Source organism: Flavobacterium faecale, from assembly GCF_003076455.1.
Classification (GTDB): domain Bacteria; phylum Bacteroidota; class Bacteroidia; order Flavobacteriales; family Flavobacteriaceae; genus Flavobacterium; species Flavobacterium faecale.
The window spans coordinates 1477816-1503248 of the sequence record NZ_CP020918.1; the positions used below are offsets into that span (position 1 = coordinate 1477816).

At 35.8% G+C, this 25433-nt stretch carries 19 protein-coding genes; 10 read left to right on the plus strand and 9 right to left on the minus strand.

What is annotated here, in order from left to right:
* Nucleotides 1-8: 8 nt before the first annotated feature.
* The 4 genes from FFWV33_RS06475 to FFWV33_RS06490 all read right to left on the minus strand — a co-directional run bounded on the left by FFWV33_RS06475 (nucleotide 9) and on the right by FFWV33_RS06490 (nucleotide 7689).
* Complete coding sequence (locus tag FFWV33_RS06475) at nucleotides 9-1325, minus strand: hydroxymethylglutaryl-CoA reductase, degradative (protein ID WP_108740153.1); 1317 nt, start codon at nucleotides 1323-1325, stop codon at nucleotides 9-11.
* A 301-nt stretch (nucleotides 1326-1626) separates the two neighbouring features.
* Complete coding sequence (locus tag FFWV33_RS06480; RefSeq protein WP_108739214.1) at nucleotides 1627-3075, minus strand: IS1182 family transposase; 1449 nt, start codon at nucleotides 3073-3075, stop codon at nucleotides 1627-1629.
* A gap of 147 nt (nucleotides 3076-3222) precedes the next feature.
* Entirely contained in the window at nucleotides 3223-6801 is a 3579-nt protein-coding gene (locus tag FFWV33_RS06485; protein ID WP_108740154.1) for an ABC transporter permease/M1 family aminopeptidase, read from the minus strand.
* Nucleotides 6802-6819: 18 nt separating this feature from the next.
* Complete coding sequence (locus FFWV33_RS06490) at nucleotides 6820-7689, minus strand: ABC transporter ATP-binding protein (RefSeq protein WP_108740155.1); 870 nt, start codon at nucleotides 7687-7689, stop codon at nucleotides 6820-6822.
* Between the two features lie 156 nt (nucleotides 7690-7845).
* Here FFWV33_RS06490 and FFWV33_RS06495 point away from each other — a divergent pair, with 156 nt between their 5' ends.
* The 9 genes from FFWV33_RS06495 (at nucleotide 7846) to FFWV33_RS06535 (ending at nucleotide 18188) form a co-directional block, all read left to right on the plus strand.
* On the plus strand, nucleotides 7846-10020 hold the full coding sequence (locus FFWV33_RS06495) for a S9 family peptidase (RefSeq protein ID WP_108740156.1): 2175 nt from the start codon (nucleotides 7846-7848) through the stop codon (nucleotides 10018-10020).
* Nucleotides 10021-10081: 61 nt separating this feature from the next.
* The gene (locus FFWV33_RS06500) at nucleotides 10082-11626 is read left to right on the plus strand and encodes a peptide MFS transporter (protein ID WP_108740157.1); all 1545 of its coding nucleotides are present in this window, start codon (nucleotides 10082-10084) and stop codon (nucleotides 11624-11626) included.
* Nucleotides 11627-11762: 136 nt separating this feature from the next.
* Nucleotides 11763-12224 (plus strand): thioredoxin family protein, encoded by a 462-nt coding sequence (locus FFWV33_RS06505; RefSeq protein WP_108740158.1) that lies wholly within the window; start codon nucleotides 11763-11765, stop codon nucleotides 12222-12224.
* Between the two features lie 154 nt (nucleotides 12225-12378).
* Nucleotides 12379-13035, plus strand: a complete 657-nt coding sequence (locus FFWV33_RS06510) for a flavin reductase family protein (protein WP_108740159.1) — start codon at nucleotides 12379-12381, stop codon at nucleotides 13033-13035.
* On the plus strand, nucleotides 13025-14515 hold the full coding sequence (locus FFWV33_RS06515) for a cryptochrome/deoxyribodipyrimidine photo-lyase family protein (protein WP_170111540.1): 1491 nt from the start codon (nucleotides 13025-13027) through the stop codon (nucleotides 14513-14515). The genes FFWV33_RS06510 and FFWV33_RS06515 overlap by 11 nt, the downstream gene beginning before the upstream one ends.
* Nucleotides 14512-15225, plus strand: a complete 714-nt coding sequence (locus FFWV33_RS06520; RefSeq protein WP_108740160.1) for a YqjF family protein — start codon at nucleotides 14512-14514, stop codon at nucleotides 15223-15225. The genes FFWV33_RS06515 and FFWV33_RS06520 overlap by 4 nt, the downstream gene beginning before the upstream one ends.
* 3 nt (nucleotides 15226-15228) lie before the next feature.
* Complete coding sequence (locus FFWV33_RS06525) at nucleotides 15229-15366, plus strand: DUF2256 domain-containing protein (RefSeq protein ID WP_108740161.1); 138 nt, start codon at nucleotides 15229-15231, stop codon at nucleotides 15364-15366.
* A 3-nt stretch (nucleotides 15367-15369) separates the two neighbouring features.
* Entirely contained in the window at nucleotides 15370-16902 is a 1533-nt protein-coding gene (locus FFWV33_RS06530; RefSeq protein ID WP_108740162.1) for a cryptochrome/photolyase family protein, read from the plus strand.
* On the plus strand, nucleotides 16899-18188 hold the full coding sequence (locus FFWV33_RS06535; RefSeq protein ID WP_108740163.1) for a DASH family cryptochrome: 1290 nt from the start codon (nucleotides 16899-16901) through the stop codon (nucleotides 18186-18188). The genes FFWV33_RS06530 and FFWV33_RS06535 overlap by 4 nt, the downstream gene beginning before the upstream one ends.
* A gap of 7 nt (nucleotides 18189-18195) precedes the next feature.
* Here FFWV33_RS06535 and FFWV33_RS06540 read toward each other — a convergent pair whose 3' ends face one another.
* From FFWV33_RS06540 to surE, 5 genes are all read right to left on the minus strand, one after another.
* Nucleotides 18196-20226, minus strand: coding sequence for a ComEC/Rec2 family competence protein (locus FFWV33_RS06540; RefSeq protein WP_108740164.1), 2031 nt, complete (start codon nucleotides 20224-20226; stop codon nucleotides 18196-18198).
* A gap of 38 nt (nucleotides 20227-20264) precedes the next feature.
* Nucleotides 20265-20747: a C40 family peptidase gene (locus FFWV33_RS06545; RefSeq protein WP_108740165.1), complete on the minus strand. Its 483-nt coding sequence runs from the start codon at nucleotides 20745-20747 to the stop codon at nucleotides 20265-20267.
* 5 nt (nucleotides 20748-20752) lie between these two features.
* Entirely contained in the window at nucleotides 20753-21877 is a 1125-nt protein-coding gene (gene lpxB / locus FFWV33_RS06550; RefSeq protein ID WP_108740166.1) for a lipid-A-disaccharide synthase, read from the minus strand.
* A gap of 74 nt (nucleotides 21878-21951) precedes the next feature.
* Nucleotides 21952-22224 carry a hypothetical protein gene (locus tag FFWV33_RS06555; RefSeq protein WP_108740167.1) on the minus strand — a complete coding sequence of 91 codons (273 nt, stop codon included), beginning with the start codon at nucleotides 22222-22224 and terminating at the stop codon, nucleotides 21952-21954.
* Nucleotides 22217-22996: a 5'/3'-nucleotidase SurE gene (surE, locus tag FFWV33_RS06560; RefSeq protein WP_108740168.1), complete on the minus strand. Its 780-nt coding sequence runs from the start codon at nucleotides 22994-22996 to the stop codon at nucleotides 22217-22219. The genes FFWV33_RS06555 and surE overlap by 8 nt, the downstream gene beginning before the upstream one ends.
* A 178-nt stretch (nucleotides 22997-23174) precedes the next feature.
* Between surE and FFWV33_RS06565 the strand changes: the two genes are divergently transcribed.
* Nucleotides 23175-25433 carry a carboxy terminal-processing peptidase gene (locus FFWV33_RS06565; RefSeq protein ID WP_108740169.1) on the plus strand — a complete coding sequence of 753 codons (2259 nt, stop codon included), beginning with the start codon at nucleotides 23175-23177 and terminating at the stop codon, nucleotides 25431-25433.

Below are 25433 nucleotides of genomic sequence, written 5' to 3' on the forward strand. Positions count from 1 at the left end.
CTATCGCATTATTTTCTAATATTTTCTATAAAATTAACTGCTCCACTATGCGTTACTACTTCGTGTTTAAAGTGTTTGCGTACAGCTGCACGCTCCTCATCTGTAGCTTCTAGTTGATTCAGGATATTATTCAAATGCATTTTCATGTGCCCTTCTTGAATTCCTGAGGTTGTAAGAGAACGTAGCGCTCCAAAGTTTTGAGCCAATCCAGCTACAGCTACAAACTGCATCAGTTCTTGTGCTGATGGTTTTTCGAGCATTTCCAAAGATAGTTTTACCAAAGGGTGCAAGCTAGTCAAGCCTCCAACGGTTCCTAATGCTAACGGAACTTCGAGCCAGAAGGTAAATATTCCGTTCTCTATCTTTGCATGTGACAAACTAGAATATTGCCCAGATCGTGATGCATACGCATGGATACCCGCTTCAACAGCACGGAAATCATTTCCTGTGGCGATGATAACGGCGTCAATTCCGTTCATGATACCTTTATTGTGTGTTACGGCTCGATAGGGTTCTACTTCGGCAATTTGAACTGCTTGCACAAAACGTTCTGCAAATACAGTAGCATTCGGAATATGTTTTTCTTCCAATGCTTCTACAGGGCACGATACCTCGGCGCGTACAATGCAATTGGGTACGTAGTTGGACAAAATGCTCATCACAACTTGTATGTTTTTTTCTTCCTCGGTAAACAAATTATAATGTAATGCTTCCTTTTTTAAGGTGTTTGCAAATTGCTCCAAACAGGAATTAATAAAGTTAGCGCCCATGCTGTCTTTAGTTTCAAAAGTAGCATGTAATTGAAAGTAATTCGGAATCAAATTGGTTTTGTCTTTCAATTCGATATTCAAAATACCACCGCCACGTTTTTGCATATTGGCCGTGATGCTTTGGGTTTCGCTAAAAAAGGAGCTTTTTGTCTGTGCAAAAAACAATTCTAGCTTTGAGATATCTCCTTTGTAGATAAAGTGGACTTGTCCTATTTTTTCGGTATTTAGCACTGTTGCTTTAAAACCGCCACGAGTTGACCAAAATTTGGCTGCTTTTGATGCTGCTGCTACAACAGAGCTTTCTTCAATCGCCATCGGGATAGTACTGTATTTTCCGTTGATCAAAAAATTGGGTGCTACTCCTAGAGGAATGTAGAAATTGGTGATGGTGTTTTCTATAAATTCGTCATGAAGTTTTTGAATTTTCTCATCAGTATTCCAATATTGCTTCAATAATGCTTTGGCTTCATCGGGTGTTGAGAAATATTCTTTGGCAATCCAATTTATTTTTTCTTCTTTAGATAATTTCGAAAATCCAGAAAATGGCTGATTCATTCGTGTTTAATTTGAATATAGTAGTGACAAAGATACATTTTTAGGCTTGGATTGGAAACGGAATAGGACGTAGTTTTTTGGCAAAAAAAAACAGCTGTATGAAAGTCAGAGGGCACTGAAAAACATCGCATATTTTGATTATCATCGTTTTTTAGACAATAAAAAAACGCTTGTAACAGGAGTTATATAATCCGTTGCAAGCGTTTTCCTTTTTAATCTTGATTTTTAATGTTGGTTCAATAAGGCTATTTTGAGTTTAGCTAGAGTCATTTTGAGTAATGCAGCAGTAGCTTTCATTTTTCTACATTAATTTGAGTATTCTTTTTAAGTTGACTGCGAAAATTGCTATTGCACCTTGCATTTGCATATTGGTAATGCCATATGATATTGCTCTATCATAACCATGTACATTTTTCAACTCACTATTTTTCGCTTCTATTTTATATCGATGTTTTGCTTTTTCTTTGTAATAGTCAGTTTCTTGAAAGCTGATTTGTTCTTGGTGTAAGTCCGATTTTATCGACACCGAATATGTTTTTGTCTTGGATCCTTCTTTATAACAACCCTCTTTTAAAGAGCAGGTCTTACATTTTTCCACATCAAAATAGTAGGTTTGTATTTGATTGGTTCCAACATTTTTTTTACCTTGGCGAGCCTTTCGTATGGCCATATGACCAGCAGTGCAAACAAATCTATCGGCATCTTTATTATAGTCAAATTTATCTTCGTCTTTTCTAGCTCCTTGTGCTATTGTAACATTTAGTCTGGCTACCACTTTAATATTTTGCTCCCTTGTGAGTTTGAGATTTTCTTTTCCTGTATAAGCTCCATCCCCAATAATAGTATCAACATCAATTCCGTTTTTTTGACTAATCGCTAAAAGTCTAGGTAATTCTGGTCCATCCCCTTTTTCACCTGATGTGACTACAGCCGCTGTAATGATGCGCTCCTCGGTCATAGCTAAGTGAGTCTTATATCCAAAGAAAGAACTATCAGCAGATTTATGACCCGTTTTAGCATCTGCATCTTTTGATAAGGTAAAATTTTCTTGAGTGTCTTCTACAGTTTCTTTGAGTAGATTTAATTTCTCTTTCACAGCTGGAATCGAACTTATTGACGGCTCATTTTCAATGCGTTTTTCCAACTCTTTACAATAAGCAAGTTCCTTCTCTAAGTCATTGTCTGTATTTTTTTCAGGCATATGTTCTTTGAATTCCTGCTCAAAGCTGTATACTGTTTTTCGCAGTAGCTTGGAACGTTCTCTCAATACATCGATGGCTAAAAATGGATTGGATCTTGATAAAGTATGTGTGGCATCAACGATGATAGACTTCGAACGAATAATACCTTTTTCGATAGCAATGGTGACTGTTTTGTTTATCAACAGATTTAATAGGTCGGTATCCTTTAGACGTAGTTTTCTAAATTTTGTTAACGAACTCGGATTGATAACATCGTCTTCTGGATTCATATCCAAAAAATATTTGAAGGACATATCGTATTGAGAACGCTCCACGACATCAATATCGGAAACAGTATAGATTGTTTTAAGTAGTAAATACTTAAACATACGAACGGGACTTTCTGCCATTCGCCCATTATTGGGACAGTACTTATTTAACAACTCATCGTAAATGAATGAAAAATCAATCAAATCATTAATTTTTCTTAATAGATTTTCTTTTGGAACTATTAAATCATACAACGAAGAATACTCGCTGAATTGTATTGTTTGTTGTTGTACTAACATCTAAAAAACACTTATAATTAGATTTAAATATAAGAAAAAAGGAGTAGAAATCCATAGATATCTACTCCTTTTTATGTGTCAATTTATTAGAAAGACTTTTTCAGTGCCCTCTGAAAGTCATACAGCTGTTTTAATCGAATCTATTTTTTATTCTTCGACAGATTTCACATTGTCATCCGGAATTCTATCTATGAGATAATTGTATGGGTCAATACCCGCTTTACTTGGTTTTCCCTTGACTTTAAAGGTAAAGGTGTTATCTTTTTTAGTTAATTTAATACGTTTGTAAACCAGTGGTTTTCCTAGTGTACTCGACTTTTTACCTTCAGCAAATACCCCAATATCAATATAATCTGAAAGAGGTAAGGCTGTTTCTTTACCCATAGCGTCTGATCGTAATTTTTCAGATGTTGTGACAATGGTGACTACATATTCGTTACCTACTTTTTTATATTTGGCACTCATGGTTCTATTAGAATAGAGTGTGATTTTTTCGAATAAATCAGGAATCAGATAATGTAAACTATCAGGCGTTACTGCTTTGAACTCTCTGACTGCATCAATAGAAGTTGGAAAAGGCGGGTTTTTGTAAGCAAATTTTTTGATAATATTGCTAAGGGCTAAATTCACTTTTTCTTCGCCAATCATTTCTTTAAAGTAGTACAATACAACACTTGCTTTATTGTAGTGTATGTATTGCTGCCCTTTGGTTTTGAATAAGGCATTTTCACCCTCGAGTTCGCCACTTCTACCACTTAAATACGTATTCATTTCATATTCAAGGAACTGCTTCATTTTGTCTTTGCCATATTCTTTTTCCATGACCATAAGAGCAGAGTATTGAGCAAAACCTTCACTCATCATTTCGCTTCCTTGCATGTTTGCGCCACAAACTTGGTGTGCCCAATATTGGTGCCCCATCTCGTGCGCCACTACATAAAAAGGTGTATCGATATCATCCTTTGTTACATCTCTCAAGTCAGTAATAAAGCCAACATCTTCTCCATACGGCATCGTGCCAGGGAAGGCCTGAGCAAAACTTGCATATCGAGGAAATTCGATAATACGACACTGTTTGTGATAGTAAGGACCAAAATTAGTGGTGTAATACGCTAGTGCTTTCTGCAAGCTATTCATCATATTGGGAACGTTAACAGCATGTTTGGTATCATAATAGACTTCCAAATCAATTCCTTTCCACTTTTTGCGAGCAACTTGATAATTTGCCGAAATAAAGGAATAGAAGTTTAATGATTTTTGTTCTAAATCATATTCGAAATAGTTTTTCCCATTTGCTTTCCATTGTTTTACTAATGATCCTGGCGCTATAGCGGTTTGATCTGCAGACGTACTTATGATCGTATGCAGTTTTACCCAATCAGAATCTGCGCCAATGTAGGTATTGGCTCTAGAGGCTAAATCATTTTCATTAAGATTTGGCATTACGTTACGCTTTGGTAATTTTCTTTTTATGCGTAAATTTTTACCGCTTATTTCGTATCTGCGGTCATAACCTAAGGTAGGCATAACGTCAGAATTGTTAAAGAAAGTTCCGTTTTGAGTTAGTGAAGTAAAGCTTACCTCATTTTCAAAACCTTTACTTTCTTTGGCAGTTTTGACAATTATTTTGATAGAATCATTTGGCAATAAAGGTTTGTTAAGACTATAAATTCTATATGACAATTTGGTATCGTTCAGTTTTAGTTTTGCATTCGGAATATCAATTTGTACGCTATCCATACTTTGGGGTAAGGTAAAGTGAAGTTCAGATATGGTAACTTTTGATCTATTTTTTGCCCATGCTTCAATAGTTGCTGTCATCGCTCTTTCTTCGGGAGAAATAGCGATAGTGTAATTAAACTTGTAGAAACGTGGTTGGGTCAAATGCTCAAACTTTTTGTATTTAAGTTCATAACTAACCCTATAATTTTCCATTTCTTTTGGTGAATAGTAGGTGTTCAAAATTTGTGTATTGTAGAAAACATATCCAGCACATACTAAAAAAGCCAATAGGCTTGTGATAACTGCTATTTTATTTTTCGAAAAAGAAATTTTTGATTTCGTAATTCGTGTTTTAAACTGGTTTTCTTTTCCTCGAATATAAAAAGCTAGGATTACAAAAAAGAGCATTGGACAAAAAAGAGTCCAGTACATGATAAACCAAACCGTACCAGGGACAAAAGGACCAAAGCCATTCATGTCGGAGTAGATTACGTTTGGGAGGTAGCCAAAAGCTAGCATATTGGAACTAATTTCTAACAATCCCCAAATAAAAGAATTGATAATTATAAAAGCTACAAAGGCAAAATAAGCAACGTACCTGTTGTTGATTAAATAATGAAAAAGGAGGGAAAGGATTATTAAGAAGGTGTATTTGGCCAATTCTATTAATAAGATAGACTTCAAGTACACGTCAACTTCGTACCTGTAATAACCATGCAATGTTTGAGCAAGTATCCCAACAACTATTGTTGCAGCTAAAACAATTGCAATTGCAATTATCATTGCAACCACTTTTGATACTAGTAAGCTTGAAGAGTTAACTGGAGTAGAATCTTGTATTTCGTTTATTTTGACATCTCGTTCTTTCCAGACCAAAACACCAGTGTAAAATGTTATGAAACCATACATAAACATACTGAAGGATCCAAGAATAATGTGAACGATATGGTAGGTTACTGGGTAATTAGTCGAGCCGTAACTGCTTGAAAAACTAAATAAACTGGTAATTAGTAAAATCATACCAATAGAGACAATAATAATAAAAGTAGGATTGTTTATAATGGCCTTTAGTTCAAATTTAAGTAGTTGTAAAAAGGTTTTAAACGAAAAGACGCCTGCTTTTGATGGGGTAAAAATAGTGTTGGTGATTATTGGTGCTGTCGATTTTGTTTCTTTTATTGCTTTCTGCTTAATGTTTTTGACAGTAAATGAAAATTTTACATAAATAAGATACAAGACTGTTAACATCATTGCTAACCAAACTACTCTATTGGTTAAGAGATCACCATATAACGTAACTGTATTTAAGTTCTTCTCATTTACAGTTAGGTATTTGGTCATGGTACCGAAGGGTCTAAGTCCAAACGGGTCAAGAATATTGGCCAGCCATTCTTTTTGAATGTCTTCGGTTAATATGCCCGAAGCAATGTAAAATACCAGAATTAGCATGGCTCCTACAAAGGATACTATATTGCTCCTGAAGAGTATCGCCAGAGAGAATAGTAGTACACCAGATATGATCACATTGGGGATACCAAAATTAATTAAACCAAATACATGACTCATTAGGTTAAAAGGCCCAAACCTTTCGGCTGGTGACATATCAAGTACAGGAGCCAACCACGTTGCCAATAGTACACCTAGAGATATACCTAGCAGCGGGATGATGGATACGAGGGCTGCGCCAAAGAATTTCCCGAAAAAATAATCTCTTTTCTTGATAGGTGACGAAAAAATGAATTGATGCATCCCATATTGAAAATCTCTCATGGCAGTAGCGTTCATAAATGCTGTTGTCATTAATAAGCATACTGTAGACATCACGCCGTAGTATTGTTCGATAATATAGGGTGCGTTTCTAAAGGTGTTACCCACACTACCACCAATGGTGACTTTCTCTGAAGCCACAGCAAAGAAAACTAGTAGTGTATTAATGAATAAAAATATCCAAATCATTGGCGTTCGTAACCAATATTTGATCTCAAATTGTATAAATTTCCACATAAGTACTGTTTGTTATATTTATACTAATTGATTGAGTTTTGCAAAGAAAACGTCTTCTAGATTTTCTTCCGCTTTGGCGAAGCCTTCCAAAGATTGGTTAGAAAAAACATGAATCAATGGTTGCCCACCTACCAATTTATTCGATATCACTTCATAGTTTTCTTGGTATTTAGGGAGCTCTAGTTTGGATACTTTTTTCTCCCATACCTTATCTTTTACTTCCAGCAAAGCATCATCAGTATTACCAGAAAATAACACAGTACCTTTGTCTACAATCGCCATTTGGGTACATAATTCGCGTACGTCTTGTACAATGTGTGTAGAGAGAATCACAATGGTGTTTTCTCCTATTTCGCTCAAAATATTATAAAATCTATTTCGTTCTCCAGGATCCAAACCCGCAGTAGGTTCGTCAACAATAACCAATTTAGGATTCCCAATAAGGCATTGTGCAATACCAAAACGTTGGCGCATACCACCACTATAACTAGCAACAGCATTTTTTCGATGGTCCCAAAGGTTTACTTTTACCAATAATTGTTCGATCATCTCTTTACGATCTGTTTTGTTTTCGAAACCTTTGAGTAAAGCCAAATTATCCATTAGATCTACGGCAGATGTTCTTGGATACACACCAAATTCTTGTGGCAGGTAGCCCAATACTTTTCGAACAGCCTCTTTATTGTTCAAAACATCAATATCTCCAAGCATTACACTTCCGCTATCTGCATCTTGTAAAGTGGCAAGGGTTCGCATTAAGGATGATTTTCCGGCACCGTTTGGTCCTAGTAAACCAAACATTCCTGTTTTGATAGTCAAGTTGACATTGTTTAAGGCATGAACACCATTTCCGTATTTTTTATCTAAATTTTTGATAATTAGTTCCATTTTGAAGGCTGTGTTTAATTTTTGTAAGATTTTGCTAATGTATATATAATTTTAATTAGTTGGTTTGCAAACACAGAATAGTTTTAACAATAATTCAGCTAATTGTTGCGAAAAAATCACTAAAATTGGTCTCTTTTAAGTTTTTAAATATTTTATATGAGTTCGAATCGATTTTTGTTGTTATTATTATTTGCAGTGACGGGCATTTTTGCCCAACAGAAACTGACAGTTGAGAAGCTTTATGATGGTAGTTTTCGCCCTCAAGGAATGGCAGAACTACAAGCCTTAAAAAATACCAATCAATATACAGTCCTTAATTATGATGAAGGAACTGGAAGCATCCAGATTGATTTGTATGATTTTGCTAGCTTGAAAAAGACAGCTACACTATTTGATACCAAATCATACAGCCGCCTGCCAATGGTGCAGAGCTATAGTTTTGATGCCTCTGAAAATTTAATTTTGATGGCATGTAACAAAGAGTCAATCTACAGACATTCGTTTACAGCGGATTACTACGTATATGATATTGCCAAAAAGCAATTGCAAAAAGTAGGAGACAAAGCTATTCAAGAACCTACATTTTCTCCAGACGGAAAAAAAATAGCATTTGTTCAGGATAACAACCTATATGTTTATGATTTGGCAACAAAAGCAACAACTGCTATCACCACAGACGGAAAGAAAAACGAAATCATAAACGGAATTACAGACTGGGTTTACGAAGAAGAATTTGCCTTTGTACGTGCCTTTGACTGGAGCACCGATAGTAAAAATATAGCTTTTATTCGATTTGACGAAAGCAAGGTTCCTGAATTCTCGATGAGTATTTTTGGTACTAGTTTGTATCCTACAATTGAGAAAATCAAATATCCAAAAGCAGGAGAGAGCAATTCTGTTGTATCCTTGCATTTGTATAATGTATCTTCAAAAAGTAGCAAAAATGTAGATTTGTCACAGTATAAAGATTTTTATATCTCAAGAATCAAATGGACCAATGATGCGTCAAAAGTTTCGGTTATTGTATTAAACCGTCATCAAAACGACCTTGATATTTTACTTGTAGATGCTACAACGGCGAAAACAAATGTACTGTTAAATGAAAAAAGCAAAACCTATATTGATTTTGTAGACAAAGACAATTTGTATTTCATGTCTGATAATCAATTTTTGTGGTCGAGTGAAAAAGATGGTTTCAACCATATTTATTGGTATGATAAAACCGGTAAACTAGTACGCCAAATAACCAAAGGAAATTGGGAAGTAACCGATTTTTATGGTCTAGATGAAAAATCAAAAACTGTTTTTTACGAATCGGTTGAAAATGGTGCTATTAATCGCGATGTGTACCGTGTAGGTTTGGACGGAAAAAATAAAAAACGACTTTCTACCAAAGCAGGAACCAATAAGGCAACCTTCAGCCCCAATTATAAGTACTATATTAATGTCTTTTCGAATGTAAATCAACCCGCATCGTATACCTTAAATGATTCTAATTCAGGGAAAGAGTTGCAGTCAATTGAATCGAATGAAGAGCTGTTGGCAATAGTTAAGCCTTATAATTTACCTTCAAAAGAGTTTATGTCCATCAAAACGGCACAAAACAATGAATTGAATGCTTGGATGATCAAACCAGTGAATTTTGATGCTTCAAAAAAATATCCAGTATTAATGTACCAATATTCAGGTCCAGGATCACAAGAAGTTAAAAATGATTGGAATAGTACAAACGATTATTGGTTCAAAATGCTTGCTCAAGAAGGGTATATAGTAGTTTGTGTTGATGGTCGTGGAACAGGATACAAAGGAGAAGCGTTCAAGAAAGTAACCTACAAACAACTAGGTAAGTTCGAAGTAGAAGATCAAATCGAGGCGGCCAAAGTTCTTGGGACTTACAGCTATATTGATGCAAGTAGAATTGGAATTTTCGGTTGGTCCTTCGGTGGATTCATGTCTTCAAACTGCATCTTAAAAGGGAACGATGTTTTTAAAATGGCAATTGCCGTGGCTCCAGTAACCAACTGGCGTTTTTATGATTCGGTTTATACAGAGCGTTACATGCAAACGCCTCAAGAAAACCCTAGCGGTTATGATGATAATTCACCTATTAATTTTGCAAAGCAATTAAAAGGAAAATATTTATTGATACACGGTAGCGCAGATGATAATGTACATGTGCAAAATACCATGCAAATGATGGAGGCTTTGATTCAAGCCGACAAACAATTTGATTCACAAATCTATCCCGACAAGAATCATGGTATATATGGTGGGAAAACTAGGTTACAATTGTATACCAAAATGACAAATTTTGTTAAAGATCAACTTTAATTTAATATTTAAGTTATTTTTACAACACTAATTCAAAATATCAAATATCAATTACAAGTTTATGAGTGTAAAAAGTACAGAAGATCCGTTTTTTAAGAACCTTGTTTTAGGACATCCAGCAGGGCTATTTGTTTTGTTTTTCACCGAGATGTGGGAACGTTTTTCCTATTATGGTATGCGTGCCTTATTGGTTTTGTTTTTAACCACTTCACTTGCTGAAGGAGGATGGAACTGGAGTGTACAAGATGCTATGGCATTGTACGGAACCTATACTATGGTAGTGTATTTTACGCCAATTTTAGGAGGTTATTTAGCCGATAATTATATAGGTTATCGTTGGGCAGTAGTTATTGGTGCAGCCATTATGACGTTAGGTCATGCCTCGATGGCCATAGAAACACCCTTATTCCTTTATATAGGTATTGGTTGTTTAATGATTGGAAACGGTTTGTTCAAACCAAATATGACCTCGATAGTTTCAAATGCTTATGCAAATCATCCTGAAAAGAAAGATGGTGCATACTCTTTGTTTTATATGGGTGTAAATGCTGGTGCCTTTTTAGGAATTATGCTTTGTGGTTATATTGGTGAAAAAGTTTCTTGGAGTTTAGGATTTGGTCTAGCCGGAATCTTTATGTTCTTCGGTATGTTGCAATTTTACTTCACGCAAAAGATTTTTGGCGATATTGGTTTGCCTCCTACTGATGCAAGTAAAGCAGCGATTAAGGCAAAAGAAGCGCAAGACAACATTGCTCCAAATATCATTAGAGACCGTATTATAGCAGTAGTTATTTTCTCTGTATTCTCTGTTTTCTTTTGGGCGGCGTTTGAACAAGCAGGTGGTTCTATGACTATTTTCGCAGATAAGTTTACGCAAAGAGAATTGTTTGGTAATTCAGCAATGATTTTCAAGTTTTCAGATGCTTTCTTGACGCTAGTTCCGCTACTTATTATAACGTATGTTTTGATTAAGTTGTTTGCCAAAACAGTAAAAGAGTATGCTTTAGGGAATAGTATTTTATCCTTGAGTTTTATTTTGATTTGGGGAATTGTAATCTGGAAAATATACAGAGATTTCTCTGCAACCGGAACTGAAGTTCCTGCATCATGGTTCGGAATTTTAAACTCTTTATTTATTATTTGTTTTGCTCCTTTGTTTTCAAAATGGTGGGAGAGTAGATACAATATTTCTGGTCCAATGAAATTTGGTCTAGGTTTAGCATTGCTAGGTTTAGGATTTGGTTTCTTAGCATACGGAAGTATGGGTATCAATGCTGACTCTGTAGTACGTGTGAGCATGTTTTGGCTAGTAGCAGCATATTTGTTTCATACATTAGGAGAATTATGTATCTCTCCAGTAAGTTTATCTTATATTAGTAAATTGGTGCCAGCGAGTTGGATCGGAATCATGTTTGGTGTGTACTACTTGTTTTTAGCAATGGGTAACAAACTAGCAGGGTCAATGGGTGGATTAATCGAAACCATTACAGCGCAATACAGTTTGTCTACTTTCTTTTTAATATTTACAATTGTACCAGTAGGTTTAGGATTGATTATGATCGCCCTTTCTCCATTGATGAAAAAGTTAATGCATGGTGTTAAATAAAAATTAGGCATTATATTTGTAAATCTATAAAATGAAAACTAAGTAATTCGGATAGTGGTAAGACAAACATTTGGTCGTAGGATCATTTATAAGCTTCACTATCATATTCGAAAAAAACAAACAAATATTATCTTATATGAAAAGAATAGTACTAGCCTTGTTGGTAATGATATCAATAAGCACCCAAGCGCAAGAATTGAAATGGCATACAAACATCAAAGAGGCTATCGAAGTTAGCAATAAAGAGAAAAAACCCATGATGATGTTTTTCACAGGTAGCGACTGGTGTGGTTGGTGTATTCGACTTCAAAAAGAAGTTTTGTTAACTCCTGAATTCAAAAAATGGGCAAAAGCTTCAGTAGTTTTAGTCGAATTAGACTATCCTAGAAGAACAGCTCAAGCGCCTGAAATTAAAAAACAGAATGAAGAATTGCAACAAGTTTTTCAAATTCAAGGTTTTCCAACTGTTTTCTTTTCGAATGTGGTAAAAGAAAAAGACGGAAGGTTAAACTTTAAAGCCCTCGGTAAAACAGGTTATGTTGCTGGAGGTCCAGAAGCTTGGTTAGCCGAAGCAAACGGAATTTTGAAGGCAAAATAAAAAGTCTTTATAAAAATATAGTATCCCTTTTCGATCTTGATCGAAAAGGGATTTTTTTTTGGCCTCACTTTATTCTTTTAATGCTAAGAATTGAATATTTTTTGTTTAACTTTGTATTGAAAACATTAAACAAAAAGTCTAAAGTTCTATAAAGATGAGTCAAAAAAGTATATCAGCCACCCAGATTGAGTCCATGGACAGCAGGCAACGTGTCAATTTAATCAATGCAATTGTTGGTTTTAAATGTGTAAACCTTATTGGCACAGTCAATAGCAAAGGTTCTGAGAATCTCGCCATATTTAGTTCAATTATCCATTTGGGATCTAGTCCTGCGTTACTTGGTTTTATAACAAGGCCAGATTCTGTCGAGAGACACACGCTGACCAATTTGTTAGAAATCGGTTGCTATACCATTAATCATATTAATAGTGATATTTTCGAAAAAGCACATCAAACCTCTGCTCGTTACGATGCCGATGTTTCAGAATTTGATGCTACCAATTTAACAGCCGAATATAAAGAGGACTTTACGGCACCTTTTGTAAAGCAGAGTAACATTCAAATAGGAATGAAATTCAAGCAAAAAATAGATATCGAACTTAATGGAACAATATTGGTTATTGGAGAAATTGACTCCATTCACTATCCCGAAGATTGCCTCTGCACCGATGGTTTTATCGATATAGAAAAAGCTGATACAGTAACTTGTAGTGGTCTTGATAGTTACCACACAACCAAGCGCCTTAGTAGATTGGCTTATGCAAAACCAGACAAACCAACCGTAGGGGTAAATATGAAATATGTTGAATAAAGAAAAAATAAATATTGTGTGGTTCAAGCGTGATTTGCGTTTTACAGATCACGAGCCACTTTATGAAGCACAGCAGGCGGGATATCCGGTGCTTCTTATTTATTTTTTTGAGCCTTCGCTAATGGAATATGAGGATAGCGATTCAAGGCATTGGCGATTCATTTATGAGTCTATCACAGCAATGCAGGAAAAATTGCTGGTACATCAGACTAAAATTTATTTTTTTAATAAAGAAGTAAAGGCTGGTTTTGAGCAATTAATAGCGCTTTTTGATATTCAAACTGTTTTTTCGCACCAAGAAATTGGTAACAGAATTTCATACGATCGCGATATCGTCATGAAAAAAGTGTTTCAAGAACAGGATATTAAGTGGAGGGAGTTCCAAACTAATGGAGTCATTAGAAAATTAAAAAACCGCTCCAACTGGCAAGAGCGCTGGAGTAGTAAAATGTCAGAGCCAATAAAAACGGTTGCATTGGATCGTATGGCATTTGCAAAAATACCAGAGGAGTTATATGAAGAGTTAAAAGGAGGTTCCTTATCGAAAGACATTACCTCCAGAAATACCAATTTTCAAGAAGGTGGTGAATATTGGGCATGGCGGTACTTGGATAGCTTTATTAAAACCCGATCTGTCAATTACAGTAAACACATCTCCAAACCTAGCTTGAGTCGCAAGGGATGCAGTAGGTTATCACCCTATCTCGCCTACGGAAATATCAGCATGCGGATGGTGTACCAATATACGATGCAAAATTATGAGAATGCAACAAACAAAAGGGCGTTGTCAAATTTTGTTTCCCGTTTGTTTTGGCACTGCCACTTTATTCAAAAGTTTGAAGATGAATGCAGCATGGAGTTTGAGAATATCAACAAAGCTTATGATTCAATTATAAAACCAAAAAACGAGCTATTTATCAAGGCTTGGCAAGAAGGTAAAACCGGTGTTCCTATCGTAGATGCTTGTATGCGATGCGTAGTTGCAACGGGCTATATCAATTTCAGGATGCGAGCCATGGTCGTTTCTTTTTTCGTGTTTAATCTGTGGCAAGATTGGCGCGAATTGCATTTTTTGGCCCGTCAGTTTCTAGATTATGAACCAGGTATTCATTATCCGCAATTGCAAATGCAGGCAGGAGTTACCGGTATCAATACAATACGAATTTACAATCCGATAAAAAACTCCGAAGATCATGATACCGAAGGGGAGTTTATCAGACAATGGTTGCCTGAATTAAAAAATGTACCACTCAGTTTTTTGCATGAACCGTGGAAATTGAGTGAAATGGAGCAGCAATTATATGACTTTCGATTAGGAGACGATTACCCGCATCCAATAGTAGATATTGAGTCCTCCCGCAAGCTAGCAAGTGAGCTTGTTTGGAGTTTAAGGCAATCAGTGGTTGCAAAACAAGAAGGTAGTCGAATTTTAAAAAAGCACGTTAATACCACTACAACCCGAAAAAAGAAGAAAATATGAGTGTATTTTTAAGAGCAAACTGGGAGAATATAATCATGGCTAACTATGAAATAGCACCCGAAATTTTGTCTAAGTACCTCCCAAAAGGGGTTAGTTTAGACCTTCATGACGGTAAGGCATACGTGAGTTTGGTTGGTTTCATGTTCAAAAACACCAAAATATTTAATGTGCCGATGTTCTCACTAGGAACTTTTGAAGAAGTTAATTTGCGATTTTATGTTTATCGAAAAGTTGGTAAGGAGCTGCGAAGAGGTGTAGTTTTTATAAACGAAACGGTGCCCTATAAACCAGTTGCTTGGTTGGCCAATGCCTTGTACAAAGAGCATTATACCACCATACCAACACGTCATCAATGGCATTTTGATCTTAATCATAAAGAAATAAAGTACGAATGGTTGGTGAATAAAAAATGGAACAGCATTAATGTCAAAGCAGCGCTGGCACAAAGAGCAATGTTAAAAGGAAGTTTTGAAGAATTTATTTTCGAACATTACTATGGGTATACCAAAGTTGATGACAAAATTTCCATGGAATACAAAATAGCGCATCCGAGCTGGAAAATAAATGCTATTGTAGAACAGGTTATCGATTGTGATTTTGAAAGTATGTACGGAAGTGATTTTAAAGTTTTAAACCAAACGCAACCCACTGCAACTTTCTTAGCCGAAGGTTCAGCAGTATTGATCAACTGGAAACGCAATAAAATTTAGAACATGAAAGGTGTAAAAAAAGCTGATTTGCCCGATAAAATTTGTGTGGTCTGTCAAAGGCCATTTTCTTGGAGAAAAAAATGGGAGAAAAACTGGGATGCAGTCAAATATTGTAGTGAACGTTGTAGAAATACCAAATAAAATATGAAAACCCTTCGACTTATTTTAGGAGATCAATTAAATAGCAACCATTCTTGGTTTCAAACAACTAACCCTCAGGTGACCTATGTGATGATGGAGGTACGTTCTGAAACGGATTATGCTACACACCATATTCAAAAAGTAGTTGGATTTTTTGCTTCAATGCGAGAATTTGCGGCTAATTTGACTGCCCACCAGCACAATGTTATTTATATCAAGCTCAACGGTACTAACAACCTACAAGCATTCGATCTTAATTTAGAACAAATACTGAAGGACAATACGTTCGAGAAATTTGAATATCAATTGCCAGATGAGTATCGACTGGATCAAATTTTGATCAAATTTTGCGCTGGGTTAAAAATAGAATCACAAGCCTATGATACAGAGCATTTCTTGAGCGAAAGAAATGAACTAGCTACGTTTTTTGAAGGAAAGAAGACATTTTTAATGGAAAGTTTTTACCGTTATATGCGTAAAAAGCACCAACTATTAATGGATGGCGATAATCCACAGACTGGGCAATGGAATTATGATCAAGACAATCGGAAGAAATTACCCAAAAATCACAAACCTGTTGCACCGCTTGAATTTGAAAATGAGGTTAGCGCAATCGAGCAAGAAATACGAGATGCCAACTGTAAAACGATTGGAACGATTGACTCCAAACGTTTTTTGTGGCCCATCAATAGGAAGCAGTCATTGGAACTTTTGGATTGTTTTGTTGCCGAATTTTTGCCTCAATTTGGAACTTTTCAGGATGCAATGACACCAAATGAATGGTCATTATACCATTCGAGAATATCTTTTTCGATGAATACAAAAATGATTTCACCCTTAGAAGTAATTCAAAAGGTTATTTTCGAATGGGAAGCAAATCAAGATAAAATAGCCATTAACCAAGTCGAAGGTTTTGTGAGGCAGATACTGGGTTGGCGTGAATACATGCGAGGAATATACTGGTTGAAAATGCCAGAATATGAAACCTTAAATTTTTTCGAAAATAAAGAAAAACTACCAGATTGGTTTTGGACGGGAAAAACTAAGATGAATTGTTTGAAGCAGAGTATCACTCAATCATTGGATTTTGGATATGCGCATCATATTCAGCGATTAATGGTCACTGGTAATTTCGCTTTATTAGCGGGAGTTGATCCTGACGAGGTTGACGCATGGTATTTGGGTATATACATGGACGCAATTCAGTGGGTCGAAATTACCAATACGCGTGGAATGAGCCAATTTGCTGATGGCGGTATTGTGGGTACAAAACCCTATGTGAGTTCAGCCGCATACATCGATAAAATGAGCCATTATTGTGGTTCTTGTTTCTATCAAAAAGCGAAGAAAACGGGTGACAAAGCGTGTCCCTTTAATAGTTTGTATTGGAATTTTTATGATAAGCACGAAGCCAAGTTAAGTAAGAATCCCAGAATTGGCATGATGTATAATGTCTGGCGAAAGATGAAGCCGGAACAAAAAGTTGAATTACTAGAACAAGCGCACTATTATTTAGAAAATATAAATGATTTATGATGAAAAGTATAGTATGGTTTAAAACAGATTTACGAATTCAGGATAACGAAACACTTTTGAGAGCAGTAGAGAAAAGTGAATTTGTTTTACCTGTTTATTGCTTTGATGATGCACATTTTGAAACAACCGATTTTGGTTTTAAAAAGACAGGAAGTTATAGAGCTGCCTTTTTGCTTGAAGCTTTGGTCGATTTACAAAAGGAATTACAAAAACGAGGTGCCAATTTAGTACTACTAAGGGGAAAGCCTGAAATCGAAATTCCGAAGGTAGTGGCGGACTATAAAATAACGAAGGTTTTTGCCAAGAGAGAAGTAGCTTTCGAAGAAAAACGAACGGAGTTATTGGTTCAAAACGAACTATTCAAAAAGAAATGCGAATTTGAAACGGTCAGTACTAGTACTTTGTATCATGCCGAAGATTTACCATTTGGTATAAAAGATATTCCAGATGTGTTTACTGTATTTCGAAAAAAAGTAGAGAAAGAGTCGACCATTAGAACGATTTTTGAAGCTCCAGAAACTATAAATTGTCCTGAAACACCGCCTTTCGAGCTTCCGTCACTTGCAGATTTGGGTTTGAAAGTACAAAAAATAGATGCAAGAGCAGCACTGCATTTTAAAGGTGGAGAAGCGCAAGGACTCCAGCGTATTCAGCATTACTTTTATGAAACAAAATTAATTTCGACCTACAAAGAAACACGCAACGGAATGGTAGGTGAATCTTATTCTTCTAAGTTTTCGGCTTGGTTGGCGCTAGGATGTCTTTCGCCAAGAATGATTTACCACCACCTAAAGGAATATGAAACACAAAATGGAGCAAATGAATCTACCTATTGGTTGGTTTTTGAATTGCTATGGCGCGATTATTTTCGATTTGTAATGAAAAAACACAATCATAAATTGTTTTTGCAAGGAGGAATAAAAGAGCAGGAGGCACAGGACTTAAGCATAGATCATAAGAAATTGAAAAAATGGATAGACGGAAAAACGGGAGTTGATTTTGTTGATGCCAATATGATAGAACTTAAAAAGACAGGCTTCATGAGCAATCGAGGCCGACAAAATGTTGCCAGCTATTTATGCAATGATTTAAAGCTGGATTGGCGATACGGTGCTGCCTATTTTGAGGAGCAGCTTATAGATTATGATGTATGTAGCAATTGGGGAAACTGGGCGTATCTCGCTGGTGTGGGCAATGACCCGCGCGGAAACCGTTACTTTAATATAGAAAAGCAAGCTAAGGATTATGACAAAGATCGAACCTTTAGAGATTTATGGCTAACATAATTTTTATTTACATTTTATAAAATCCTTTTTCGGCTGTGGCATGAAAAGGGATTTTGTTTTTTTGACATGTTTTTTTCCAGTTTTGCTGTATGTTTTTATAATTCGTTCCATCTGCGATAATGACCTTTGGATGAAGGTTGAGCAGCAATCGGTCCATGTTTATTTTTGGAGATTGTGTAAGTAATAAAACATCAGGGGTGCAATTTTTTGGATAGATACCCAAGCTGTCCAAAATCAAAATGCGGTTTCCTTTAAAATAGGCAACATTCTCTAAGGGCTTAATTACTTCTAATGCAGTAAAATTCGATACTAGATAACCTTTTAAATTTGTATTTGTTGTCGTGCTACAGCTTGAATCGTTAGTTTGTACCAAAACAGAATTCCCTTTTCTAATAGCAATCATACTTGTGTTTATTTGATTGAAAACGAGTAATTCTTCACCACTTTGAGTGTCAAAAGCTGTCTTTAAATAAGCTGTTTGACAACATAATATGGCTATAAAAACGGCTATCAGTTTAGTGTAATTCGGTTTCTTGAACCACACGATAATAGTGATAATCAATAAATAGGTTGTCACCATCAAGTAGGAATTAAATGGAATATCCTGCAATACAAACGCATGTACGGAAGCAATTTTGTTGATCACCAGATTCATTCCCTCAATGCACCACTCAAACGGTAGAATCAGTATCGCAGGGGTAAAATTGTAGGCAGCCAAAAGCATTACTACGATTCCTAAGAACATTACAACACTTAAAAAAGGCAAGATTAATAAGTTGGTTATAAAAAATAATCCTGGAAATTGATGAAAATAATATAAACTAAGGGGCAAAGTGCCAATTTGTGCTGCGCAGGACACGGTGAGTATATTCCAAGAGAATTGGACTATTTTATATTTTGGTGTCCAAACTTCAGAGAGTAGAGGTTGCAACCAAATAATAAAGAATACAGCCAAATAGCTCAGTTGAAATCCTGCATCAAACAAAAAGTAAGGTTGAAATAGTACTATCACTAGTATCGAAAGGAGGATGGTGTGGTAAATATAAGTCGTGCGTTTCAAGTAATAGCCAGTAGCAATAAAACCATACATAACCACAGACCGAATTACCGAAGGTGAAAGTCCAGCTAGGATTGCAAACAATATTAAAAGACTAAGTGATAAGCCCAATTTTATTAGATTCCCTTTTTTTGTATTCGGAATAGGACTTAATATAAAATTTAAAAAAAGCAGGATGAAACCAATATGTAGTCCTGAAACCGACAGGATGTGTATCGCACCTGCAAATTGATAATCATGTAAGATCTCGGGCGCTAAATCTTGTTTTTGGCCAACAATCAAAGCCATCGCAACTGCTAATGATTTTGGGTCGAAGGACGTTTTCTTAAGGTTGTTTTCAATGGTTGTGGTAAGTGAGCTGCAGTAGTAAAGAATGTCCTTGTTTACTTGGGTACGAACTGTAATGCTTTCTTCTTTCGAATATATCTGTCCGTAGATTTGTTTGTTTTCTAAATACGAAGCATAATCAAATAAGGAGGGATTATACGGTTTTTTGTTGGGTATGATTTTCCCTTTTATAAACAAATGAGCTCCAACGATGAAACTTTTCTGAGTCGCGTTTTTCGGAATATTCAAGAGTAGTCTTCCCGACGTTTTCGTGCCATTAATCCCTTGTACACTGATGGTGTAGCGGTCATTTTTTGTGCTACTTTTTATGCGCTCTAGTATTGTGGCAGCAATATTAGTTTCCTTTTCGAAAACAGCTTTGTTATGTGTATAATGTGTCTGTTGGTAGGTATCTGTGTGTGCCACGAGTGTGAGACTACCGGCGCAAAAGCTAATAAAAAGTGTTGCTAATCCAAAAAAGAGATTTCCTTTTCCTTTTTTTTGATTGAGAAAAAAGCTAGTAATGAAGAAAATAACTGCTGCGCTACATAAAATAATGAGCGTGTAAAAATTGGGACGTACATAATAAGCACCCACGATTCCGGATAGGAAACCGATGGCGATTCGCGCTAAAGGAAAACCGAGTACTTTCATGATTCTAAAATACTGATTTTCTGAATATAAAAAATATTTTATTCTAAAATTCTATTGAGCTGCGTGAAGGTCTTTTGGTAATACGGTTCAGACATTGAAGAAATGATTACACCCTTTGAAGTAGAGGCATGAATAAATTTGACTTCTCCTTCGTTCGTGTCTGTTACAATCCCTACATGATTAATGCGGGAACCGTTGTTTGTAATAAAAAATATCAGATCTCCTTTTTCGGCTTTTTTGGTGTTTTGTCCCAATTCTTTTCCTGTTTTTGCTTGGTTGTAGGAAGTTCTTGGTAATGCAATGTCAAATTCTCCAAACGTACTGTACACCAACCCTGAGCAGTCATAGCCTGCAGCAGTTTTGCCGGCCGTTCTATATGGGGCGCCTAAGTGTTTGCTGGCACTAGTCACAATTTTGTCAGCCAAAGTATAGCTTGTACGCGAGCGGGTGGTTACTGATGATCCAGATTTACAAGATGCAAAAAGGAGAGCGAGTGCCAAAAGACAAAAGAGGTTTTTCAAAAGAACTATTTTTTATTTGTTTTTAAATCTGCGACGATTAGTTGAGCCGTTTTGGTACTTGCACCTAGTCCGCCTAGTTTTTGCTCAAGTAAATCATATTTTTTCAAGAGTTGTTTCCGGTGCTCTGGAGCCAATATTTTGGTCAATTCTCGTTTTATATTTTTCGAATTAAACTCTTCTTGAATTAATTCGGTTACCACTTCTTCGTCCATAATGAGGTTCACTAGCGAGATGTATTTTAAAGTGATAATACGTTTTGCAATTTGGTAAGAGGCCCAACTTCCTTTGTAGCAAACTACTTCCGGCACTTTGAATAAGGCTGTTTCAAGCGTTGCTGTCCCAGAGGTCACTAGGGCTGCCGAAGCGTTTCTAAGCAAGCTATACGTTTTGTTCGATACAAATTCAATATTTTCTTTGGTAATAAAAGGTTTGTAAAAAGAGAAATCTTGACTTGGCGCTCCAGCAATCACAAATTGATAGTCAGGAAAATCATCGGCAATACTCAACATACCCGACAGCATTTTGGTGATTTCCTGTTGCCTACTTCCAGGTAACAAGGCTATAATTGGTTTTTGAGATAAGTTATTTTCTTTTCGAAAAGCAGTCGCTTCCTCGTCTTTCTGATTATGGATCGCGTCAATTAGTGGGTGACCAACAAATTCTACCGGAAAATGATGTTTGTCTTCATAAAAAGTTTTTTCGAAAGGTAAAATTACAAACATTTTGTCAACGTCACGCTTGATCGCTTTAATCCGATTTTCTTTCCATGCCCATATCTGAGGAGAAATGTAATAATGTGTTTTGATGCCCAATGGTTTTGCCCATTGTGCAATACGCATATTGAAACCTGGATAATCAATAAAAATTATAACATCGGGTTTAAAGGCTAAAATGTCGTTTTTGCAGACCTTTATATTGCCTAAAATGGTTTTTAGGTTAAAAAGGACTTCCACAAATCCCATAAAAGCAAGCTCTTTGTAATGCTTGACCAAAGTGCCGCCAACTTGCTGCATTAAGTCACCTCCCCAAAACCGAATGTCGGCTTGCGGATCTTCTAAGTAAAGTGCTTTCATTAAATTAGAACCGTGTAAATCTCCCGAAGCTTCTCCGGCTATAATGTAATATTTCATGAACAATAGAAAATGAAAGGGTTGTGTTTTCGAACTCCAAATTTACGCATTGTAACCGTTTTATCCGATAGTTATTATACAAATAAGGTCAATAACGTCAGTAATAATACAGCACCAATTACGCCTTTGGCCATCGCATCTTTTTTTAATTTTAATAAAATGGTAAAAGTTATCAAATTTAATAAAGACCCGAGGGTAATTATTTTTCCTAAAAAACCAGCTGTTTTTAGTGTTTGTATTCCGTTAATAAAATCCATCTCGGTATAGAATTTCACAAACAGAAAACAGCCGATCAAACTCGTTGCTAAACCAATAAAAAGACCAATTACGAAATGTGCTTTATTCATTCCAATCCCAAGTGTTAAGTTGTTGCGTGGCGTGATGAGCGGTCAGGTCAAATTGCACAGGTACGATAGAGATGTACCCATTTGCAAGTGCCCATTCATCGGTATCTTCTCCTTTGTCTTCATTTACAAATTCACCCGTTAGCCAATAATATTCTTTCCCAAAAGGAGAAGTTCTCTTGTCAAAACGTTCCTGCCACATGGCTTTCGCTTGACGACAAATCTTAATTCCTTTGATTTCGTTGGTTTTTAATTTGGGTAAATTGACATTCAAAACCACATCTTTAGGTAATTTTTTTTCTAAAACCTCCAAGGTTATTTTTTTGATAAAAGGTTTAGCTTCTTCAAAATTCGCATCCCAATTGTAATCCAAAAGGGAGAAACCAATAGCTGGGATTCCTTCGATACCTGCTTCAACAGCGGCACTCATAGTTCCAGAATATATTACATTTATAGAAGAATTTGAACCGTGGTTAATACCCGAAACACACAAATCGGGTTTGCGTTTTAAGACTTCGTTGACAGCAATTTTTACACAATCCACAGGAGTTCCAGAACAACTGTACTCCAAGATTTCTGCTCCTTCTTTGGATATTTTATTGATGTACAAAGTGCTGTTTATTGTGATGGCATGACCCATGGCACTTTGTGGTTTGTCTGGCGCAACTACAACTACCTCTCCAATTTGAGACATAACGTCAATAAGAGCGCGAATTCCCGGAGCTGTAACTCCGTCATCGTTGGTGATCAATATTAAAGGTCTTTGGTTTTCCATGGTCTTTGTACTGAATTATAGGTTTTAAAAGTATATTGTTACAAAGGAAACAAAATTAATTAACATGGTTGTTTTTAAAGCGAGAACAAAAAAAACATTTTCATATCTTTAACAAAAAATTAAGCAAGCTTTACAGGTCGTGGCATGCTTTTTAATATAACTTAGTTTAAAAATTTGAATGAATGCTATAATTAACTTTATGAAAAGACATTATAAAATATTACTTACAATTGTGGTTGCTTCGATCGCATTGTTAGCCTTCAATAGCAAATCAAAAAACGATTCGGACCCAGATAAAGACAAGCTTCTTTTAGAGTTGTTAACGTTTGTAATTGAAAAAGGGCATTACAGTCCAACACCTATTGATGACAATTTCTCTAAAGGAGTTTACAAAGATTATATTCAGGCTTTAGACCCTTCAAAGCGATTCTTTTTGCAATCAGATATTGACGAGTTTTCAAAGTATGAAACAGAAATCGATAATGAAATTCTTGATAAAGATTTGACATTTTTCAACTTGACTTACGATCGTTTGGTTGAGAGAATGAATGAAAGCAAAAAAATCTACCAAGGTATTCTTGATAAACCATTTGATTTTAATGTTGACGAAAGTTTTAATACCGATTACGAAAAAGCGCCTTACGCTAAAAACAGAGAGGAATTAACTGAAAAATGGCGTAAACAAATAAAATTATCTGCTTTGTCGTCTTTGACCGATCGATTGAAACTGCAAGAAAACAAAGAGAAAGGTATTATTGAAGAGAAAGTATCTGATGATACAGGTGATGCTGAAGAGGCAGTTGAGAAAGCACCAATAGCTATTGAGAAAAAAGGTGCTAAGCTAGACGAAAAACCTAAAACCTTTACTGAGTTAGAAAAAGAAACTCGTGATAGTGCAAAAAAATCGCTTGATGAGTATTTTGGTTTTATGAGTGACTTGGATAAAAATGATTGGTTTTCTGTTTTCATAAATTCAATTACCTCTCGTTTTGACCCACATACAAACTATTTTGCTCCTGAAGAAAAAGAGCGTTTTGATGTAAGCATGAGTGGAAAACTAGAAGGTATTGGAGCTCGCTTGCAAAAGAAAAATGATTTTACTGAAATCTCAGAATTAATTTCAGGCGGTCCAGCTTGGAGAGGTAAAAAACTAGAAGCAGGAGATGTAGTCATGAAAGTGGCACAAGGAAGCGAAGTACCAGTTGATGTAGTTGGAATGCGTCTTGACGATGTTGTTAAAAAAATTAAAGGACCAAAAGGTACTGAAGTTCGTTTGACAGTTAAAAAAGTAGATGGTACAATTGCTGTGATTTCGATTATAAGAGATATCGTCGAAATAGAAGAAACGTATGTAAAATCAAGTATCGTTAACAAAAACGGACTTAAATACGGTGTGATTTATTTGCCAAAGTTTTATATTGATTTTGAAGATAAAAACGGTAGAGATGCAGGTAAAGATATTGCTCTTGAAGTAGAACGCTTGAAAAAAGCAAATGTTGACGGAATCGTGCTTGATGTGCGTGATGATGGTGGTGGGTCACTATCTACAGTAGTTGATATCGCTGGATTATTTATTAGCGAAGGACCAATTGTTCAAATTAAATCGGCAGGTCGTAAAAAAGAAGTTCTTTTTGATAGAGATAAAAAGATAGAGTGGGATGGACCTTTAGTGATTATGGTAAATAGCTTTTCGGCCTCAGCATCTGAGATTTTGGCTGCAGCTATTCAAGATTACAAAAGAGGTGTCATCATTGGTAGTAAACAAACTTACGGAAAAGGTACAGTTCAAAATGTGATTGATCTTAATCAGTTTGTACGTAACAATGCTGTAGGGGATTTAGGAGCACTTAAAACCACTACACAAAAGTTTTATAGAATCAATGGTGGTTCTACACAACTTGAAGGTGTAAGCAGTGATGTAGTGATGCCAGACCGGTATTCGTATTTGAAAATGGGAGAGCGTGATGTAGAAAACGCTATGCCATGGGATAAAATTGATGCAGCAGAATATACGGTTTGGAATAAAAATACAAACTTTGCTAAAGCTATTACCAACAGTAAAGGTCGTATTGCTGGCAATCAATATTTCAAGTTGATTGAAGAAAATGCAAAATGGATTGATAGCCGTAGTCAAGATAACGACTATAGTTTGAACTTAGAAAAGTTCAAATTGGCACAGAATGCTATTGAAGAAAAAGCTAAGAAATACAAGCCAATTTCAAAATACAAAAACAACCTAACTTTTACTTCATTACCGTATGAGGTAGAAGAAACGAATAAAGATGGTGTTTTGAAAGAAAAGAGAGCAAGATGGCATGAAGCATTGTCTAAAGATATTTATGTTGAAGAAGCATTGAATGTATTGGACGATTTGCAATTGAAGCCAGTCTCGAAGTCAGTAGTGACAGCAAAAAAAGATAAATTAGCAAAATCATAA